The following is a 17,741-nucleotide window of genomic DNA, read 5'->3' on the forward strand; positions in this document are numbered from 1 at the left end:
ATGTCTGAGCAAACGCCCCCACTGACCATCGAAATCGACCGGCACCATCAGTTGCCGATCTATCTGCAGATTTGCGAGCGGTTCAGAACCGCGATCGCCGCGGGTCATCTGCGTCCCGGCGATCGCGTGCCCGCGCTGCGTGGCCTCGCGACGCAACTGAACACGGCGCGCGGCACCGTCGAGCAGGCTTACACGATCCTCGTCGACGAGGGATATCTGCAAATGCGCGGCGCGGCAGGCACGTTCGTCTCGCCGTCCCTGCCGAAATCGCTGACGCGGCCGCCGCCCGCGCGAACCGACGAACAGGCACGGCACGCCGATAACACCGACTCGCTCCGAGCACCGGGCATGTCGCGCGACAGTCCGCCTCCGCCGCGCCCGCAGCCGATCGCCGTCGCAATGAGCGGCGTGCCGCGCCCGTTGCAACCCGGGCTCCCTGCGTTCGACGCATTTCCGCGCAAGGTATGGCACCGGCTCGTGTCGCTGCGCGCGCGCAGCGGCGACCGGGCGCTGCTCGGCTACCCGAATCCGGCCGGTTACCGGCCGCTGCGCGAACACATCGCCACCTACCTGGGGTTGTCGCGCGGCGTCACCTGCGTACCGGAACAGGTGTTCATCACCGGCGGCTACCGCGCAACGCTGGAACTCGTACTGCGCAGCCTCGCGCGTCCGAACGACCGTGTGTGGTTCGAGGATCCCGGCTATCTGCTCGCACGCAGCTTCCTGTCCGAGACTGGCGTGCAACTCGTGCCGGTGCCAGTGGACACCGAAGGAATCGACGTCGAACGCGGCCTCCAACTGGACCCACAGGCACGCTTCGCGCTGGTGACGCCGTCGCATCAGAGCCCGCTCGGGCACACGCTGTCGCTTGCCCGGCGAGTCGCACTGCTGGATTGGGCCGAAAAAGCATCGGGCTGGATCGTCGAGGACGACTACGACAGCGAGTTTCGCTATCTCGGCCGCCCGCTGCAGGCGCTGAAGAGTCTCGACCGGCGGGATCACGTGATCTATTGCAGTACCTTCAGCAAGGCGATGTACCCCGGTTTGCGGCTGGCGTACACCGTCGTGCCGGAGCGCGCGGTGGAGCGCGTCGAACGCGTGGCATGCAGCATGAATGCCGGCTCGCCGACGCTCTTGCAGGCGGCCCTGGCGGATTTCATCGAACAGGGCCACTTTGCCCGGCATCTGAAGCGGATGCGTACGCTGTACGGCGAGCGACGCACGCTGATCGTGCACGCTTTGCGGCAGGCGTTCGGCGAGCGGCTGATCGTCGAAATGCCGCCCGGCGGCATCCAGTTCGCGGTGCGCTTCGCAGAGGGCCCCGACGGGCCGGTCGACGACGTCGCCATCGCCGCGCGCGCCCGCGACGCGGGACTCGCGGTCTTGCCGCTCTCGATCTGGTATACGAACAGCCACACGCGGCAAACACCGCGCGGCCTCATCATCGGATTCGCGAACATCGCCGATGCAGACGAAGCGCACCGCCTCGCACACATGCTGCGCGCCTGCCTGGGTCCTTGACGCGCGGCACGCGGAAACTGCGTGCGTCAGCGAGCATCAGTGCGCGCCGGCAGCCGCTGCTACCGAGCATCACGAGGAAGTTCGCGGCGGCGCTCATCGAGCCGTTGTCCGGATTGGTGTCCAACGGGAAACATACAATCGCCCCGGACGGCTATACCGTCGTCATTTGCGCTCCTCTAGCATGAAGGCGTCTTTCTCCGGTAGACGAACCAGGAATCGGGCTGCACCGGAAGATTGCCGCATTCCTCATACGATATCCCGCTCCACAGCATTTCTCGAAGACGCTATTTGCCAGGGCAGTGCAGCCCCCTTCGCAAGACGCTTCGACGAATGAATGACTGAGGGTCGGAGCACGTCTCTGAACTCGAGCATGCATCATGGATGACAAGAAGCTGCAGGCCCCTCCGCTGTCCCTCCTCGACAGGTATCGGGGCAAGGATTTTCAATCTCTTTACACCACGACCGTCACCGTGTCCGGCGGCGAGACGGGGCACGGCCGCGCATCCGGCGTGGCCCGCTCGGATGACGGGAATCTCGCTGTCGACCTGCGCCTGCCCGCCGAGTTCGGCGGGCCCGGCAACGGGACCAATCCGGAGCAGTTGTTCGCGGCGGGCTTTGCCGCATGCTTCCACGGTGCGCTGAACCTGCTCGAGAAGCGCGCCGACATGGAGACCATCGACACCGTCGTGGAGGTGCAGGTTTCGTTCGGTCGCGATCCGATGGACGGTGGCTATGCACTGCTCATCGATGTCCGGGTCCGGATGCCCGGGGTCGACCGATCCATCGCGGAAGAAATGGTTCGAACGGCGGAGCGCCTGTGCCCGTACGCGAAGATGGCCAGACAAGGCACCATCAATATCGTGACCGTCATCGACTGACTCAACGCCTGTCGCGCGGCGGCAGCGTCCTGTCCGTTGAAGACGCTCATTGCTTCCGCCGCCGTGCGTCGCCGCCCCACTGCGCACCTCGCGACACGCATGGGGCGCTACAGGTCAGTCGAAGGATGCTTGCGGATTACCCGCTGCCAAAGCATCGGCACGATTCGGCGCCGGCGGGTAGATCCATTGCGTGTTGATCATCTGCTTGCGGGCCTTTCCTTCCGCGTGCGTCAGTTTGATCTGCCGATCCCAGCCTTCCGAGTAAACAGCGCCCCATTCGCCAAGGTCGACGCAGGTCGCATAGAACGGCTGTCTGTATTCCAGTGTCGGCACGCCGATCAGATCCGCGGCGACGTTGTGTCCGCCGAACTGCCCCATCACGATGGCGTGCTGGCAGGACATCAACGCATGGTGCCCGTCATCGTCGCTCCGCGCGCGCGCCACATCTCCCGCCACGAATACATGCGGCGCTTCGGCTACGCGAAGATCAGGCGTGACCTCGACGCGCCCAAGCGGGTCGAGATTCGAGGAGACTTGTGCCGTCAACGGGCTGGCACGCATTCCGCCCGCCCAGATCACCGTCATGGCTTCGATATGCATGCCCGACGCGGTACGAACGCCATCCGGCCCGACCGACACGACGCGCGATCCAAGTACGGCCTCGACGCCCAGCGAGTCAAACGCTTCAGCGACATACGGTCGAGGATTGGGGCCAAGATCGGGACCGATGTCGTCCTGCGCCCCGATCACGACGACACGACCCGTCGCGTCCGGGCCGAACCGCTCGCGCAATCGCTTGGGCAATTCGGTCGCGACCTCGATACCCGTAAAGCCGCAGCCGACGACCGCAACCGTATTGCGCGCCGGCGAATCCGGCAGTTTGGCCAGCGCCGCGAGGTGATCATCGAGCGCCACCGCGTCCTCGATACGATCGACCGAGAATGCGTGTTCCGCCAGCCCCGGCACCGGCGGCCTGCTCAACTTGCTGCCGCTGGTCAGCAACAATCTGTCATACGCGAGCAAACTTTTTTGGCCGCTTGAGCCAGCGACACTTACCGTCTTCTCGCGGGCGGAAATCTCTTCGACACTCCCTTCGAGAAACTTCACGCCAACCGCATCGAGCAGCGGCAGCAGCGGTACGGCCATCCGCTGCGGCTCGCTTTCGTACAGCCGCGGCCGGATCTGCAGTTCCGGTTTCGGGGAGATCAACGTGATTTCAACGTCACCGCTCGTCACACCCGCACCGTCCAGCACGCGGGCCGCGCCCAGTGCGCCCCACACTCCGGCGAAGCCGGCACCCACTATCAGGATTTTCTGCGACATGATCATTGCCCTCGGTTGATGTCGATAGCGGCAACCTGCCGCGCGAAATCATCGTAGGTCCACGCGGCACTGCGCAGTAGATCCGCAATCGTGCTCACGATGTTGCCTCATCGGCACCAATCGATCACATTCCGCCCGAATCGATCGCAGGCATGATGTGCGACGGAAGTTCGCGCGTTACCCAAACGCCATCTTCGTCACCCACCTGAATTATCGATGAGGCAAATAAAATGCATCTCGGAAAATCGTACAAATTATCGGAATTCCTGATCTGGACGCGCTGGAAAATATACGAACTCCTTATTTTCGGTTCCGTGCCGGTTGTTCTGTATAAGTTCTTTGCCATCACATGGCTGTCGATACCGCTGACGATCGTGGCTCTCCTCGGAACCGCGACGTCGTTTATCGTCGGCTTCAAGAACGTTCAAACGTACAACCGCGCGATGGATGCGCTGGAAATCTGGACCGATATCCTGAGCAAAAGCCGCCGCTGGGGCCAAATCACCCGCGACTTCGTCACGGACGAAGAGATCTCCCGAAAGCTGGTATATCGACACCTTGCGTGGCTGACCGCGCTGCGATACGACCTGCGTCGCCCCCGAATCTGGGAAAGCACGAGCAAACGCTACAACGCGGAGTACCGCCGGTTCTATCGCGTTCCGGAGTGGGAAAAAGACATCGATGATTTATTGCCGAAATACCTGTCCCCCTCTGAAACGGCACAGGCGCTCTCTTCTGCTTCCATCGCAACATTCGTGCTGAGCCTGCAAGGTAATTCGCTCAAGATGCTTCACATGGACGGCCACCTTAATTCGAATTTCTATATGGACCTTCAAAAAACGATCGGAGACTTCATTGATCTCCAATCACGATCGGAGTGTTTCAAGAACTTCCCCTATCCACGGCAGTACGCAACCGTCAGCGCTCTGTTCGTACGATTTTTCTGCCTGTCCCTTCCGTTCGGTCTTCTGAACGAATTCAACCGGCTGAACGATAGCGTCAGCGGCTTCATGCACGGCAACATGGTGTGGCTGGTGGTGCCTTGCAGTGTCGCCGTTTCGTGGATGTACACATCGCTCGAGCAGGTTGGCGAAAGCACGGAGAATCCGTTTGAAGGCGGTGCGAACGACGTTCCCATTTCGACGCTGTGCAGCACGATCGAGCGCGATCTGAAAGCGATGCTCGGAGAACCTGCAAGCGATCCGTCTAGCCGCACGATCATTGCGCTCTAGGGCGTTCAGCGTTTTTCGCACGCCACTGTTTGCACCGCCTGGATTTTTTACCGCGCAATCCCCCTGTCGTCGATTGTTGTCGCCGAGACAACATGGTGAGGTCCTTTGCGACGCTACTGCCGCACGACCACATCGCCTACGCTTGGCGCTGACGGTGGCCGTACATGCTGCCTGATGCTCTCCGGTAAGCAGACACGACACCGCAAGCGAAACGTGCGAGCCCACGCGGCGAGTCTGCGCCGCGTTGCGTTTTCGCGCGTCATTGGTCGCGTCAGCCAAGGCTGTCGCGATGGGTGCGATTCAGCACCTCACCAACCGAGGAACGAACCGTGACAGAAGAAGATATCCGCAACAACGTCTTTGCGATGCCCGTGCACAACCCGGCGTATCCGCGTCCGCCCTTTCGCTTCGTCAATCGGGAGTACTTCATCATCTCGTACGAGACGGACATGGACGCCCTCCGGGCCGTCGTCCCGGAACCGCTGACGGTCGACCGCGCCGTCGTCCATTACGAATTCATCCGCATGCCCGATTCGTCGGGATTCGGCGACTACACGGAAAGCGGTCAGGTGATCTCCGTTCTGGACGAAGACGGCAATCGGGCCAATTTCACGCACGCGATGTACCTCGACGATGAAGGCCCGATCGCAGCCGGACGCGAAATCTGGGGATTTCCCAAGAAGCTGGCGTCACCGAAGCTCTGCGTCGACGGCAAGGACACACTGCTCGGCACGCTCGACTACGGCACGCAGCGCATCGCCACCGGAACGATGGGTTACAAGTATCGCGCCCTCGACACGACGGCCGAGCGCCGCAAGCTCGCCGATACGCCCAACTATCTGCTGAAGGTCATTCCGCACGTCGACGGCTCGGCTCGCATCTGCGAACTGGTGCGCTTCTACCTGCGCGACGTCGACGTGATCGGTGCATGGGAAGGGCCGGCAGCGCTCGAACTGCATCCACATGCACTCGCGTCGGTTGCCGATCTGCCGGTTCGCAAGGTAATCGGCGCGCGTCATGTCATTGCAAATCTCACGCTCGATATCGGCGAAGTGGCTTATGACTATCTCGCCCCTGCCGAGTCGTTGAAACTCGCGGTCAATCAATAAGCTCCCGGAGGACGTATGGCACTGAATGACAAGGTCGCGCTCGTGACGGGCGCAGCAAGCGGTATCGGCGAAGTCTGCGCGCGCAAGCTCGCGGCAGACGGCGCGACGGTCGTGATCGCCGATCTGAATCTCGCGGCAGCACGAAAGGTTGCCGACGATATCGTCGCCAATGGCGGGAAAGCGTTGGCGATCGCCATGGACGTAACCAGCGAGGAAGCCGTCGATGCAGGCCTGGCGGAAACGGTGAACCGGCTGGGCGGAATCGACGTCCTCGTGTCGAACGCAGGCATCCAGATCGTCAACCGGATCGAGGACTATGCATTTTCCGACTGGAAGAAGATGCTGGCCATTCACCTCGACGGTGCATTCCTGACGACCCGCGCCGCGATCCGGCACATGTACACGTCGAACAAGGGCGGCTCGGTGATCTACATGGGCTCGGTACATTCGCACGAGGCCTCGCCGCTGAAATCCGCCTATGTGACCGCGAAACACGGGTTGCTCGGTCTCGCGCGAGTCGTCGCGAAAGAAGGCGGATCGCGTGGCGTGCGTGCCAATGTCGTGTGCCCGGGATTCGTCAGGACCCCGCTGGTCGACAAGCAAATTCCCGAGCAGGCAAAAGCGCTGGGCATCTCCGAACAGCAGGTCGTCAAGGACGTGATGTTGCGGGAGACGGTCGACGGCGAGTTCACGTCGCTGGCCGATGTCGCGAACACGGTTGCGTTCCTGGCCGGCTTCGAGTCGAACGCGCTCACCGGACAATCGATCGTGGTCAGCCACGGCTGGTTCATGCAGTAAGGAGAACACCATGAATTCGAGCCAGCGTAACAAGCTGAAGCAGCCCCATCGCATCATGCTCCCCGCCTATGACGAAATCGGGCTCGTGCTGCAGGGCGGCGGCGCACTCGGCTCATACCAGGCCGGCGTATACGAAGGTATGGCCGAAGTCGGCGTGGAGCCGACGCGAATCGCGGGCGTATCGATCGGTGCGCTGAATACGGCGATCATCGCCGGCAACGCGCCCGCGGACCGAACGGAGGCGCTGCGCGGCTTCTGGAACACCATCAGTCAGCCGACCGATCCGCTCTCGCACATCGGCGCGTACCTGTCGGCGTGGCCCGGGCTGGAAGACATGGGGCGAAGATGGTCGAGCGCATGGGCCGCGACGCGCACGCTGATGGAAGGTCAGGACGGATTCTTCTCTCCGCGCAGGCATGTGCCTTTCGCAGGGTTCGGCAGGAAACGCCCCGATCAGGTCAGCTATTACGACACGTCGGCGTTACGTGAAACGCTTTTGCGGTATGCAGACTTCGATCGCATCAATGACGGGAACATTCGCGTATCCGTCGGGGCGGTCAATGTGAGAACGGGCAATCTCGTCTATTTCGACAATTCGAAAATGCGCCTGGCGCCGGAGCATTTCATCGCCTCCGGCGCACTGCCGCCGGGCTTTCCGGCCGTCGAGATCGATGGCGAGTTTTACTGGGACGGGGGACTCGTTTCCAACACGCCACTCACCGAGATCATCCGGGAAAGCCAGCACAAGGACACGCTCGTGTTCCAGCTCGATCTGTGGAGCTCGCGAGGCAAGTTGCCGGGCGATTTCCTCGACGTCAGCGAGCGTACCAAGGACATTCAGTATTCGAGCCGCACGCGCGCCATCACCGCGTTCATGTCGCAGAACCAGAGGCACGCGCAGACGATCAAGGCGCTGCTCGAACATATTCCAGAACACGTGCGGCTTGCGCATCCGATATTGCAGGAGGCGCAGAAGACGGCGGACGGCAGTGCGGTGAACGTCGTGCACCTGATCTACAAGAACAAGGCGTTCGAGGGGCACTACAAGGACTACGAGTTCAGCAAGGACACGATGCGCGAGCATTGGGCGAGCGGTCTCGAGGATATTCGGCGCTCCTTCGGACACCCGGAGTGGTTCGAGATTCCGAGCCGGGAAATCGGCTTCGTGACGCGCGACGTACACCGCCATCGTCAGGACGTCCGCGAAATCGACGGCCTGGGCAAACGCGCCGTGCCGGCATCGAAACACTTGCCGGAAGAAGAACCGTCCGTTGCCAGGTAGCGCGCATCAACACCTTCCGTGGTTGGGAAAACGGGTCGTTCCAGGGCCGACACCGTGTGACGTGTGGCCCGTTTTGCGCAATTCCCGGTTCAACGTGCCGCGCTTTCGAGACCGGTTCAAGCGGAGCGATGAACGATCTTCGAGGTCGGGCAGGTGTCAGCCTCAAGGAGAGCACCATGATGTCGCATGAAATGATCGCGCGGTACGGCACGTTGGTCGTATTCCTGAATGTGCTCGGGTCTTCGCTTGGCCTGCCTCTGCCCGCCATACCGACCTTGATCACGGTGGGAGCGGGCATTGCGCTCGTCACGCACGTTGCGTCGTCGACGTTTCTGCATTTCTCGACGATACTGGGCGCCGCCATGATTGGCGGCTTGCTCGGCGACCTGGTCTGGTTTCAGGGTGGCAAACGGTACGGCAAGCGTACGCTTCATACCGTTTGCAAATTGTCGCAGTCGCGCGAAGCGTGCGTCAGGACGACCGAGCAATTTTTCGGGCGCTGGGGCGTACGCGTGCTCGTGGTTGCGAGGTTCGTACCCGGCCTGTCACTCGTTGCCGTTCCGCTATGCGGCGCGATGGCCGTCAGGTTGCGATCCTTCATCTTGTACGATTGTGCCGGCATTGCGCTGTGGGCGTCGATCGGACTGGCGATCGGCACGCTATTCGCTTCGCAGATCGACGTGATTTTCGCACTTGTCGCTCGTCTTGGCTGGCGTGCGCTCATCGTGATCGGCATCGCGCCGGCGCTGTATGTCCTGTATCGCTACTGCCGCAGACAGATGTTGGCAAATGCGCTCGCAAAGGCACGGATCAGCGCGGGCGAATTGCATGCGTTGCTCGCGAACAATCCGCGGCCGGTCGTGATCGATATCCGCTCCACCGAGCGGAGGATGCTCGATCCGTTTGTCATTCCCGGCGCGGTGATTGCCGATGAACGAAAGCCCCGGCAGATCATGGAGCGCTACGGAACGAACCGGACGCTCGTCATCTATTGTGCGTGCCCGCATGAGGTGTCCGCGGTGTCAATGGCCAGGCAGTTGCGCCTGTCCGGCGTCAAGCTGGCGTTGCCGCTCGCCGGCGGTATCGATGCGTGGCGCGTGGCGGGTTTCGATATCGAGCCGATGATCGCGATAAACGATGCGGCCATCGTCGGAGAAGAACGGAAACTTTTCACGCATTGACTGCGGTGGCGCCCCAAGCGCCAGAGTCGCCGGGTAGCGCGCCGTTACCGGCCTGTCGGGCCGGCGACCCGCCCGGCCGCGGACAGCGCCCCCGTTGGCCTCATGCAGCGTGCGTCTAAAGGCGGCGCCACGACCTTTGCTCCCCTGGTTTCGAGCATCTTCCCGACACCAGACGATCTTTCCCTTGCACGCAACTTGCATGGAACTGCATCGGGCACATCATCGCGCTCGCGTCGTAAACGGCTCTGCGGCACCAGCCGTTCATGCTTGTTCGCTTGCGGCGTAATGGCGGGACCTTGGCGAAGATCCGTGTCGACTGCGTGAGAGCGTGCCCGTGATCGAGTACCGTGAACCGGAAGCGCTCCCCCTGCGTGACAGGTGCCGTCGAATGACCGCGTGCGATCCGCACCATTCCTGACGGGCCCCGCTCCCGTGCAATGTCGAATGACGCCCTGGCGGACCGGGTATCCCGCTCCCGCGCCAGTTGCGCCGCGCGGCAACTTAGCCTCCTGCGAGCAGCGTGGAGAAGCGGTTTATCTGTCGGGTAAAGGCGATCCCCTTCGCGCTCCGGACAAGCCTGTTCCGAAAGCAGGCACCGGGGTCATCGTTATCGAAACGCAGACCTGTGCACGAGTTCAGGTTCCGGGGGCCCGCGGCCGCACTTGGCCGATCGGCAATCGGGGAGTTCACTATCACGCGGCTTTTCGTTGGAGATCGAAGCTGTCGTTGAACGACGCCAACTGAAGGTATTCGACAGTCAGTTGCCCAGCGCTCCGGAGCAGATCTGGCGACCGAAACGCCAGGCTCGCCGGCAGCTATCGCCAGACTGCGCCAACATTCGGGATCGTGACTTGCGCGTCCGTTACACCTGCCCGGCTTCTGCATCGAAGCTGACCAGGTGGTGTCCATTCATTCGACAATGACCGGCACCATGTTGAGGTCGATCATCACGGTTTGGCGAATTCCGGCTCGACGGCGCACGGGTGATCATCGCCGCGCGATTGAATGCGACCTCGATCAGTGCGCCCCTGCCGCGCCCCCACCACCGCCCTTGCCTGGCCTGGTGAGCCAGACCAGCGGGATGATGACGATGAAGATGATCGACGACAGCCAGAAGATATCGTTCAGCGCGAGCATTGCTGCCTGCGCATTCAGCGTACGTTCGAAGAATGTCGAGGCCTGATCCATACCGCCGCCCAGCGTCGTGTGGAGCTGCGCGATGGCGCTCGTATAGTCGGGGTTGTTCACGCTCGATTGCTCGGCGAGCCGCGCATGGTGCAGGATCGTCCTGTCGTTCCACCCGGTCGCGATCAACGACGTGCCGACGCCGCCCGCGAACACACGCACGAAATTGGACAGGCCGGCGGCCGCAGGAATCCTGTCGGGCGTCAATCCCGACAGGATGATCGCGGTAAGCGGCGTAAAAAAGAGCGCCATGGGAATGCCTTGCAACAAGGTCGGCAGCACCAGCGTATAGGGGTCGACGCTCGTCGTGTAATGCGATCGCATGAAGAATACGCCCGCAAAACCAAGGAAGGCCAGCGTCGCGAGCACCCGTGCATCGGACTTCGGCATGATCTTCGCCATCATCGGCGCAAGCAGCACGGCGAAGATCCCGAGCGGCGCCGTCACGAGTCCGGCGTCCACCGAACGATAGCCCAGATAGCCCTGAATCCATTGCGGCAGGATCACGAGATTCGAGAAAAACACCGCATACGCAACCGAGATCGCAATCGTGCCGCCGCGGAAATTGCGCACCGCAAAGAGCCGAATATCGACGATCGGGTTCTTCTCCGTGAATTCCCAGATCAGGAAGAACAGGAAGCTGATCGCGGCGACGACGGCAAGCACGCAGATCACGGGCGAATTGAACCAATCGAGATCCTTGCCCTTGTCGAGCATGATCTGCAGCGTCGCGACCCACACGATCAGCGACATCAGGCCCACCTTGTCGATGGGAAGCTTGCGCACCGGCGTCTCCCGATCGCGATAGATCATCCACGTCACGCCGGCCGCGAACAGGCCGACGGGAATGTTGATGTAAAAGATCCACGACCAGCTGTAGCTGTCGGTGATCCAGCCACCCAGCGCGGGACCGGCGATCGGGCCGACTGTCGCGGTCATCGACCACAGTGCCAACGCGGTCGAGCTTTTCTCCTTCGAATACGAACCCAGCAGAATCGCTTGCGAAAGCGGAATCAGCGGGCCTGCGACGACTCCCTGCAAGACGCGTGCCGCGAGCAGCACGAGCAGGTTCGGCGCGACGCCGCACAGCCACGACGAGAACACGAACAGCACGATGGCGGCCACGAACAGCCTGATCTGTCCGACGCGCTGCGTGAGCCAGCCCGTCAGCGGAATCGCGACGGCATTGGCCGCCGAGAACAGCGTGATCACCCACGTACCCTCGTCGACGGACACGCCGAGGTTTCCCGAGATGGTCGGAATCGCAACGTTGGCAATGGATGAATCGAGCACGTTCATGAACGTCGCGAGTGCGACGGCGAGTGTTGCAAGCACCAGCTTTCCGCCTGTCAGCGGAGGCGGTGCAGGTTGCATTGAGGAATTCATCTCGCTTCCACTCTGAAGGTTCGACGGGCCCGGCATATCGAGCCGGCCAGTCAGGCGATTGGATCACCCGGAATGCGACTGCGACACGCACTCCGGGTGGAGATTCAGCTTGCGCGCAGTCTCGTGCCGCGCGTGTCTCTTGCGTCGCGCTTTGCGGAAGTTGTCGACGATACGGCGGACTCCGTCTGCGCCGCATGTTCGACGACGATGTTTTGCGCGATGATCTTCTCGATCTCGGCATCTGCCTGCGCGCCGTATTCGGCGAACACATCGGTGCGATACGACGTATTCATCGCCGCGCCGAGCTGCGGGCCGGTGTTGTCGCGCGTATCCACATCGACGTTCATCGACAGGCCGATGCGCAGCGGATGCGCTTCGAGTTCCTTCTGATCGAGCTGGATGCGCGCCGGCAAACGCTGGACGATCTTGATCCAGTTGCCTGTCGCGTTCTGCGCCGGCAGGCTCGCGAATGCGCTACCCGTGCCCGCCGAGAAGCCGACGACACGGCCGTGGTACTTGACCTTGCCGCCATACACATCGGCCGTCAGCGTGACGGGTTGACCGATGCGCATGTTGCGCAGCTGACTTTCCTTGTAGTTCGCATCGATCCACACGCCGTCGAGCGGCACGATCGCCATCAACGGCGTGCCGGGCGACACACGCTGGCCGACCTGAACCGAACGCTTCGCCACATAACCCGTGACTGGCGCGGGCAACACATTGCGCGCGTACGCGAGATACGCATCGCGCACTTTCGACGCGGCGGCCTGAACGTTCGGGTGCTGACCGATCGTCGTGCGGTCGGTCAACGCGCGGTTGGCTTGCGCCTGTCGACGCGCGGCGTCGAGCGCGGCACGCGCTGCCGCCACGGCGTCGCGCGCATGTGCGATGTCTTCCGTCGACACAGCGCCGGTGCCGGCAACGGCCTGACGGCGGCGCAGATCGTCCTGGGCGCGGGCCAGATCGGACTGCTTCTGGGCGACGTTCGCGGCATAGAGATCGTTGTTCACGTACAGGCTGCTCACCTGCCGCACGGTCTGGCCCAGCGTCGCTTCGGCGTTGCCGAGCGCGACTTTCGCATCGGCATTGTCGAGCTTCACGACCGGATCGCCCGCCTTCACGATCTGCGTATCGTCGGCATTCACGGCAACGACGGTACCCGCCACCTGTGGCGTCAACTGCACGAGGTTGCCGCTGACGTACGCGTCGTCGGTAGATTCGTGGTAGCGCGCAACCGTCAGGTAGTACACGCCATACGCGATCGACGACGCGACGACCGCCACGCCGAGCAGCGCCAGCAGCATCCCGCGCCGCCGCGTCGCGGGTTCGCTTCCGACATCGTCGCCTCCCGACGGCGACGGATCATGATTCACGCGGGCGGCATCGACCGGCTTGCGCACCGGCAGGTTGATTTCGCTCATTTCAGTTCTCCAGGCAGATTCGATGGGTAGCCGCTCAGCGCGCGGCGATGGCAGGCGTGCCGGATGCGGACATGTCGGCGCGCGCCGCGGCCCCCGAGTCCGTGAACGACGAGTCGACGAAGCCGCCGCCCAGCGCGGACGCCAGCGCAATCTGCCGGTCGCGGCGGTTCATGCGCAGATTCGCGACGCTCTGATCGGCGGAGAGCGCATTGACGTCGGCATTCAACACGGTCAGTTGATTCGTGAGACCAGCCTTGTACTGCGCGAGCGCAAGCCCGGCGGCTTTCAGCGCGGCTTGCTGCGCAGTCTGCGCATCGACAAGCTGCGCATCCGTCGAACGCACGTCGGCAATTTGCGTGGCGACTTCGCTCAACGCGGTCACAAGCGCCTCGTTATAGGTCGCGACGGCATAATCGAAGTCGGCGTAGCGTCCTTTCAGTTGCGCGCGGAGTTCACCCGCGTCGAAGATCGGCAGGTGGATTGCCGGGCCGACCGAAGCCGTGCGGCTCGCCGCCGTCAGGAAGCGGCCGAAGCCGAACGCGTCGAGTCCGATCGCGGCGCTCAGGTTGATGTCGGGATAGAACTCGGCCTTCGCTTCCTTCACGTCGTGCGCAATCGCATCGACGTTCCAGCGGGCAGCCACGATGTCGGGGCGCCGGCTCACGAGATCCGCGGGCAAGTTGTCGGGCAGGCGAACGTCGTCGCCCATGCCGAGCGCCGGGCGCGCGATCAGCAATCCGCGATCGGGACCAGCGCCAAGCAGCGCGGCGATCTGATAGCGCGTCGCGAGAATCCGACCGTCGAGCGATTTCAACGCGGCGCGGCTCGTCGCGAGATTCGCGCGTGCGGTCTCGCGCTCGACCTGCGTGTCGAGCCCTGTCGCGATACGGCCCGCGGCGATGCGATCGATCTGCTCGCGCCGGGCGATCTCCTGTTCCGCGATGGCACGCAACATGTACAGGCGCGCAAGCTGGTTATAGGTGCGCGCGATCGACGTCGTGAGCGTCAGCCTGACCATTTCCTCGTCGGCACGGCTCGCCTGAAGCCGGGACACCGACGCCTTCAGCGCCTCGCGCTTCTTGCCCCAGAGGTCGAGCTCATACGAAGCGCCGAGGATGCCCCGGTTCTCCGTCTGCCATGACCCGCCATACGGCGGCGGAACGAGCGCCGTTCCTGAAAATTGCTGGCGTGTGAGCGCGTAGCTGGCGTCGACGCGCAGCATCGTTCCCGCATGCGCGGACTCGCTATACGCCTGCGCGGCCGCCACGCGCGCACGCGCCTGATCGAGCGTCGGGCTGCTTCTCAGTGCCTCGTCGATCAGTGTTTTCAGTTGAGCGTCACCGAACTGATCGGCCCAATCGGCAAGGGGCCAATGGCCTCGCTCGAACGGAAGGCTCTGCTGCGTCGCATACTGCTGCGGATCGGCCATCGCTGCATTGCCGTGAATGCCTGCGTAATTCACGCACGCCGACAATCCGGTTGCCGCGATCACCGGCACACCCGACCTGAACGCGCGTGACAGGTGTCGCCCGGCGATTGAAAAAATGTTCATTGCTCGTCTCGTCACGTAGTAGGCAAAGAAAACCGTTCTCGGAAATACCGCCATGCGGAACCGTTCCGGTATCGGCAGAAACGCAGCGTGACTCGAGCGCATTTCATCAGGACGGCACGACGCCGTGCATGAGCGCGAAGCAAGCATCTCGTTCGCAAACGCGAACAACGTTCTGATGCCCACCCACGGATTCCTCAAGCTGCGACGTACCTGCTCGCTGCGTCCGACACCCTGTACGCACCAGGTACAGAAGTGTTCGCAGTTGTTCGTCAGAAGCTGGTATCGGTCTTCACCAAGTCTCGACCTGGCCCGCTCGACAACGGTCATCCCGGTATAAACGGCATCCGGTTCCGGTTGAACACGGACACCTTTGTTCGCCGCGAAGCGACGCAACGAGATCCATTCCACCGGGCACCGTCTGGTGGAACGATGAAAGCCGCCGTAGTGAATGACCAGTCCGTTCCCCGCGTAGATTCCGTGATGTGCATACCCTTCGCGCTCACTGACGAGATGAGCCCCTGCTTCGATACCGGATTCCGTTCGAATCGGCGCCAGCGAAGTCGTCAGCCGATCGATATCCAACGTTTCCATCGCAAGCCTCCGAATCCTTATGCGCATCACATGTCGCGTCGCCGATGGGCCGCTTGCACGCGCAAATCGAAGAGTCGGTCACGGTCTTCCGGATCAAAGACAAAACCGCCCCCTCCCGAAATACACGTTTCGGGAACAGTTTCCGTTGCATTCGCGGCACGACATCGACGACGGCAAATCACGATTCCGTTCGCGTGCGTCGGGCGCTGTCGAAATCCGCGACTCGTCAGCGCTGCCGATCAATCGCATTGCCGTGCCGTAATACTAGGAGCCGGACCCATGTGCAGGTAGACCCGTATCGGAACACTTTCCCGTTCCTCATTGACACCAATCGGCCTCGTCTCTGCATTCGTCGAGAGATTGAAGCAACCGACTGCCTCCCGTGTTCACCCGATTGGTGCAGAGCGGGCAACACCATGCATCCCGAGTCGATCTGGTACGGCGACACGTCTTTGCCTAGCATGCAGGTGCGCGTGGTCCATCTTTCGGATGACGGTCATGGGGATCGACTTGCAGGCAAGACCTGCGCCATCGCGCTGATTCGCTTCGAAAAACAACGCACCGCCTCGACACACAAGGTTCGAGAGATGCTCGCGTTGGCCATGCAAGCAACCGGGAGGCATATGGAGAACGAGAGGTTACGACCTCCGCCGCTGACACTGCTCGACAAATACCGGGGGCGGGAATTCGCCGCGCTCTACACGACGAAAGTTACGGTCTCTGGAGGCGAATCCGGGCATGGCCGCGCATCGGGCGTCGCGAAATCCGACGACGGTTGTCTCGTCCTCGATCTGCGATTGCCCGTCGAACTTGGCGGCCCGGGCGGCGGCACCAATCCCGAACAGCTTTTTGCGGCCGGCTACGCCGCATGCTTTCACGGCGCACTGAGCCTGCTGGCACAACGCGCGCGGATCGACATCCGGGAAACGACCGTGGCTGTCGAAGTATCGTTCGGTCGTGATCCGGTAGATGGCGGATATGCGCTGATTGCCAACGTCACCATATGCATGCCGGGTGTCGACCAGCTGGCCGCGCAAGGCCTTGTCCGCGACACGGAACGCCTGTGCCCCTATACGAAAATGACGCGACAGGGAATCTGCAGTGTCATCACGGTGTCGGCATGACTGCATGCCAACGATGTGCGGTCGACGGCCGCCCTCGACGAACGATTGGTGCCGAAGGGGCAACATGGTGCACACGTACCCGGCACTACTGCCTCCTGACGCACGCGACTACGATGGTTGTCAGGCAGGCCCTGCGTTGAATCGTTCGACGCGGGTTCAGCAGTAGTCCTCCCACCGATCAGGAGAACAGATCATGACGCAACGCATCAACTACTTTCAGCAATCGCCGGAACTGACCAAGAAGCTCGTCGAGCTGGACGGGTTGTTTCAGAAGACGACGATCGAGGCGCCGGTCCGCGAACTCGTCGAGGTTCGCGCATCGCAGCTCAATGGCTGCGCGTTCTGCGTCGACATGCACATCAAGATGGCGAAAATCCACGGCGAGCGCGAATTGCGCCTGCATCACGTCGCGATCTGGCGCGAGTCGACGCTGTTTTCGCCGCGCGAGCGTGCCGCGCTGGAATGGACCGACGTACTGACCCACCTCCCGTCGCACGGCGTGCCGGACGACCTCTACGAGCGCGTCCGTGCGCACTATTCCGAGAAGGAGTTATCGGACCTCACTTTCCTTGTGGGGGCGATCAACAGCTGGAACCGCCTGAATGTCGCGTTCCGCATCGCGCCCGGCTCGTTCGACAAGATGTTCGGGCTCGACAAGGCCAACCTGGAGTGACGACATGAAACGCATCATGCTCGTTCTCGCGCCGCTGGTATCGTCGCTGCTGATGGTCGTTCAGCCGGCCGCCGCCGCACCGCAAGCCAAGGTCACGCCGCTGACCACGGAGCCGTTGCCCGAGTATCCGGGCAAGGAAGTCCAGATGATCGTCGTGGATTACCCGCCCGGCAGCGTCGACCCCGTTCATCGTCACGATGCGCACGCATTCGTCTATGTGCTCGACGGCAGCATCGTGATGGGCCTGAACGGTGGCAAGGAAGTCACGCTCCACGCTGGCGACACGTTCCACGAAGGCCCCGAGGACGTGCACACGGTCGGACGAAATGCCAGCAGCACGAAGCCGGCAAGGTTCGTCGTGTTCCTGATCAAGGACAAGGGGGCGCCGGTCCTCACGCCGGTGAAGTAGGGCGATCGTTGGCAAGGCCCGTCATCGGCGGGCCGATTCTCGATGAAAAAACTTGCCGCAAACAGTTCAGTTTTGG

14 protein-coding genes are annotated in these 17,741 nt (G+C 62.4%); 10 read left to right on the plus strand and 4 right to left on the minus strand.

The window, feature by feature from the left end; translation table 11 throughout:
* Together pdxR and LXM88_RS00010 are read left to right on the plus strand one after the other, a co-directional pair.
* Positions 1–1,521, plus strand: coding sequence for a MocR-like pyridoxine biosynthesis transcription factor PdxR (gene pdxR, locus LXM88_RS00005; protein ID WP_262530957.1), 1,521 nt, complete (start codon positions 1–3; stop codon positions 1,519–1,521).
* 377 nt (positions 1,522–1,898) lie between these two features.
* Entirely contained in the window at positions 1,899–2,399 is a 501-nt protein-coding gene (locus LXM88_RS00010) for an Ohr family peroxiredoxin (protein WP_262530958.1), read from the plus strand.
* 114 nt (positions 2,400–2,513) lie between these two features.
* On the opposite strand, the gene LXM88_RS00015 is transcribed toward LXM88_RS00010, so the two are convergent.
* Positions 2,514–3,722 carry an NAD(P)/FAD-dependent oxidoreductase gene (locus LXM88_RS00015; RefSeq protein ID WP_262530960.1) on the minus strand — a complete coding sequence of 403 codons (1,209 nt, stop codon included), beginning with the start codon at positions 3,720–3,722 and terminating at the stop codon, positions 2,514–2,516.
* Between the two features lie 230 nt (positions 3,723–3,952).
* On the opposite strand from LXM88_RS00015, the gene LXM88_RS00020 reads away from it, so the two are divergent.
* From LXM88_RS00020 to LXM88_RS00040, 5 genes are all read left to right on the plus strand, one after another.
* On the plus strand, positions 3,953–4,954 hold the full coding sequence (locus tag LXM88_RS00020; protein WP_262530961.1) for a bestrophin family protein: 1,002 nt from the start codon (positions 3,953–3,955) through the stop codon (positions 4,952–4,954).
* A 329-nt stretch (positions 4,955–5,283) separates the two neighbouring features.
* Positions 5,284–6,063: an acetoacetate decarboxylase gene (locus tag LXM88_RS00025; RefSeq protein ID WP_262531649.1), complete on the plus strand. Its 780-nt coding sequence runs from the start codon at positions 5,284–5,286 to the stop codon at positions 6,061–6,063.
* Between the two features lie 15 nt (positions 6,064–6,078).
* A complete protein-coding gene (locus tag LXM88_RS00030) occupies positions 6,079–6,861 on the plus strand; it encodes a 3-hydroxybutyrate dehydrogenase (RefSeq protein ID WP_262530962.1) in 783 nt (260 codons plus the stop codon).
* 10 nt (positions 6,862–6,871) lie between these two features.
* Positions 6,872–8,143, plus strand: a complete 1,272-nt coding sequence (locus LXM88_RS00035) for a patatin-like phospholipase family protein (RefSeq protein WP_262530963.1) — start codon at positions 6,872–6,874, stop codon at positions 8,141–8,143.
* Between the two features lie 176 nt (positions 8,144–8,319).
* The gene (locus LXM88_RS00040; RefSeq protein ID WP_262530964.1) at positions 8,320–9,324 is read left to right on the plus strand and encodes a DedA family protein/thiosulfate sulfurtransferase GlpE; all 1,005 of its coding nucleotides are present in this window, start codon (positions 8,320–8,322) and stop codon (positions 9,322–9,324) included.
* Positions 9,325–10,341: 1,017 nt separating this feature from the next.
* Here the strand turns inward: LXM88_RS00040 and LXM88_RS00045 are convergent.
* The 3 genes from LXM88_RS00045 to LXM88_RS00055 form a co-directional block, all read right to left on the minus strand.
* Positions 10,342–11,895: a DHA2 family efflux MFS transporter permease subunit gene (locus LXM88_RS00045; protein ID WP_262530966.1), complete on the minus strand. Its 1,554-nt coding sequence runs from the start codon at positions 11,893–11,895 to the stop codon at positions 10,342–10,344.
* Between the two features lie 104 nt (positions 11,896–11,999).
* Positions 12,000–13,316: an HlyD family secretion protein gene (locus LXM88_RS00050; RefSeq protein WP_262530968.1), complete on the minus strand. Its 1,317-nt coding sequence runs from the start codon at positions 13,314–13,316 to the stop codon at positions 12,000–12,002.
* A 34-nt stretch (positions 13,317–13,350) separates the two neighbouring features.
* Positions 13,351–15,459, minus strand: a complete 2,109-nt coding sequence (locus LXM88_RS00055) for an efflux transporter outer membrane subunit (protein WP_262530970.1) — start codon at positions 15,457–15,459, stop codon at positions 13,351–13,353.
* Between the two features lie 623 nt (positions 15,460–16,082).
* Here LXM88_RS00055 and LXM88_RS00060 point away from each other — a divergent pair.
* From LXM88_RS00060 to LXM88_RS00070, 3 genes are all read left to right on the plus strand, one after another.
* Positions 16,083–16,583 (plus strand): Ohr family peroxiredoxin, encoded by a 501-nt coding sequence (locus tag LXM88_RS00060; protein ID WP_262531650.1) that lies wholly within the window; start codon positions 16,083–16,085, stop codon positions 16,581–16,583.
* Positions 16,584–16,776: 193 nt separating this feature from the next.
* A complete protein-coding gene (locus tag LXM88_RS00065; protein ID WP_047903938.1) occupies positions 16,777–17,256 on the plus strand; it encodes a carboxymuconolactone decarboxylase family protein in 480 nt (159 codons plus the stop codon).
* Between the two features lie 4 nt (positions 17,257–17,260).
* A complete protein-coding gene (locus LXM88_RS00070; protein WP_065504483.1) occupies positions 17,261–17,665 on the plus strand; it encodes a cupin domain-containing protein in 405 nt (134 codons plus the stop codon).
* The last annotated feature ends 76 nt before the right edge of the window (positions 17,666–17,741 follow it).

Origin of the sequence: Burkholderia sp. S-53, assembly GCF_025560745.1 — a bacterium.
Lineage (GTDB): Bacteria > Pseudomonadota > Gammaproteobacteria > Burkholderiales > Burkholderiaceae > Burkholderia > Burkholderia pyrrocinia.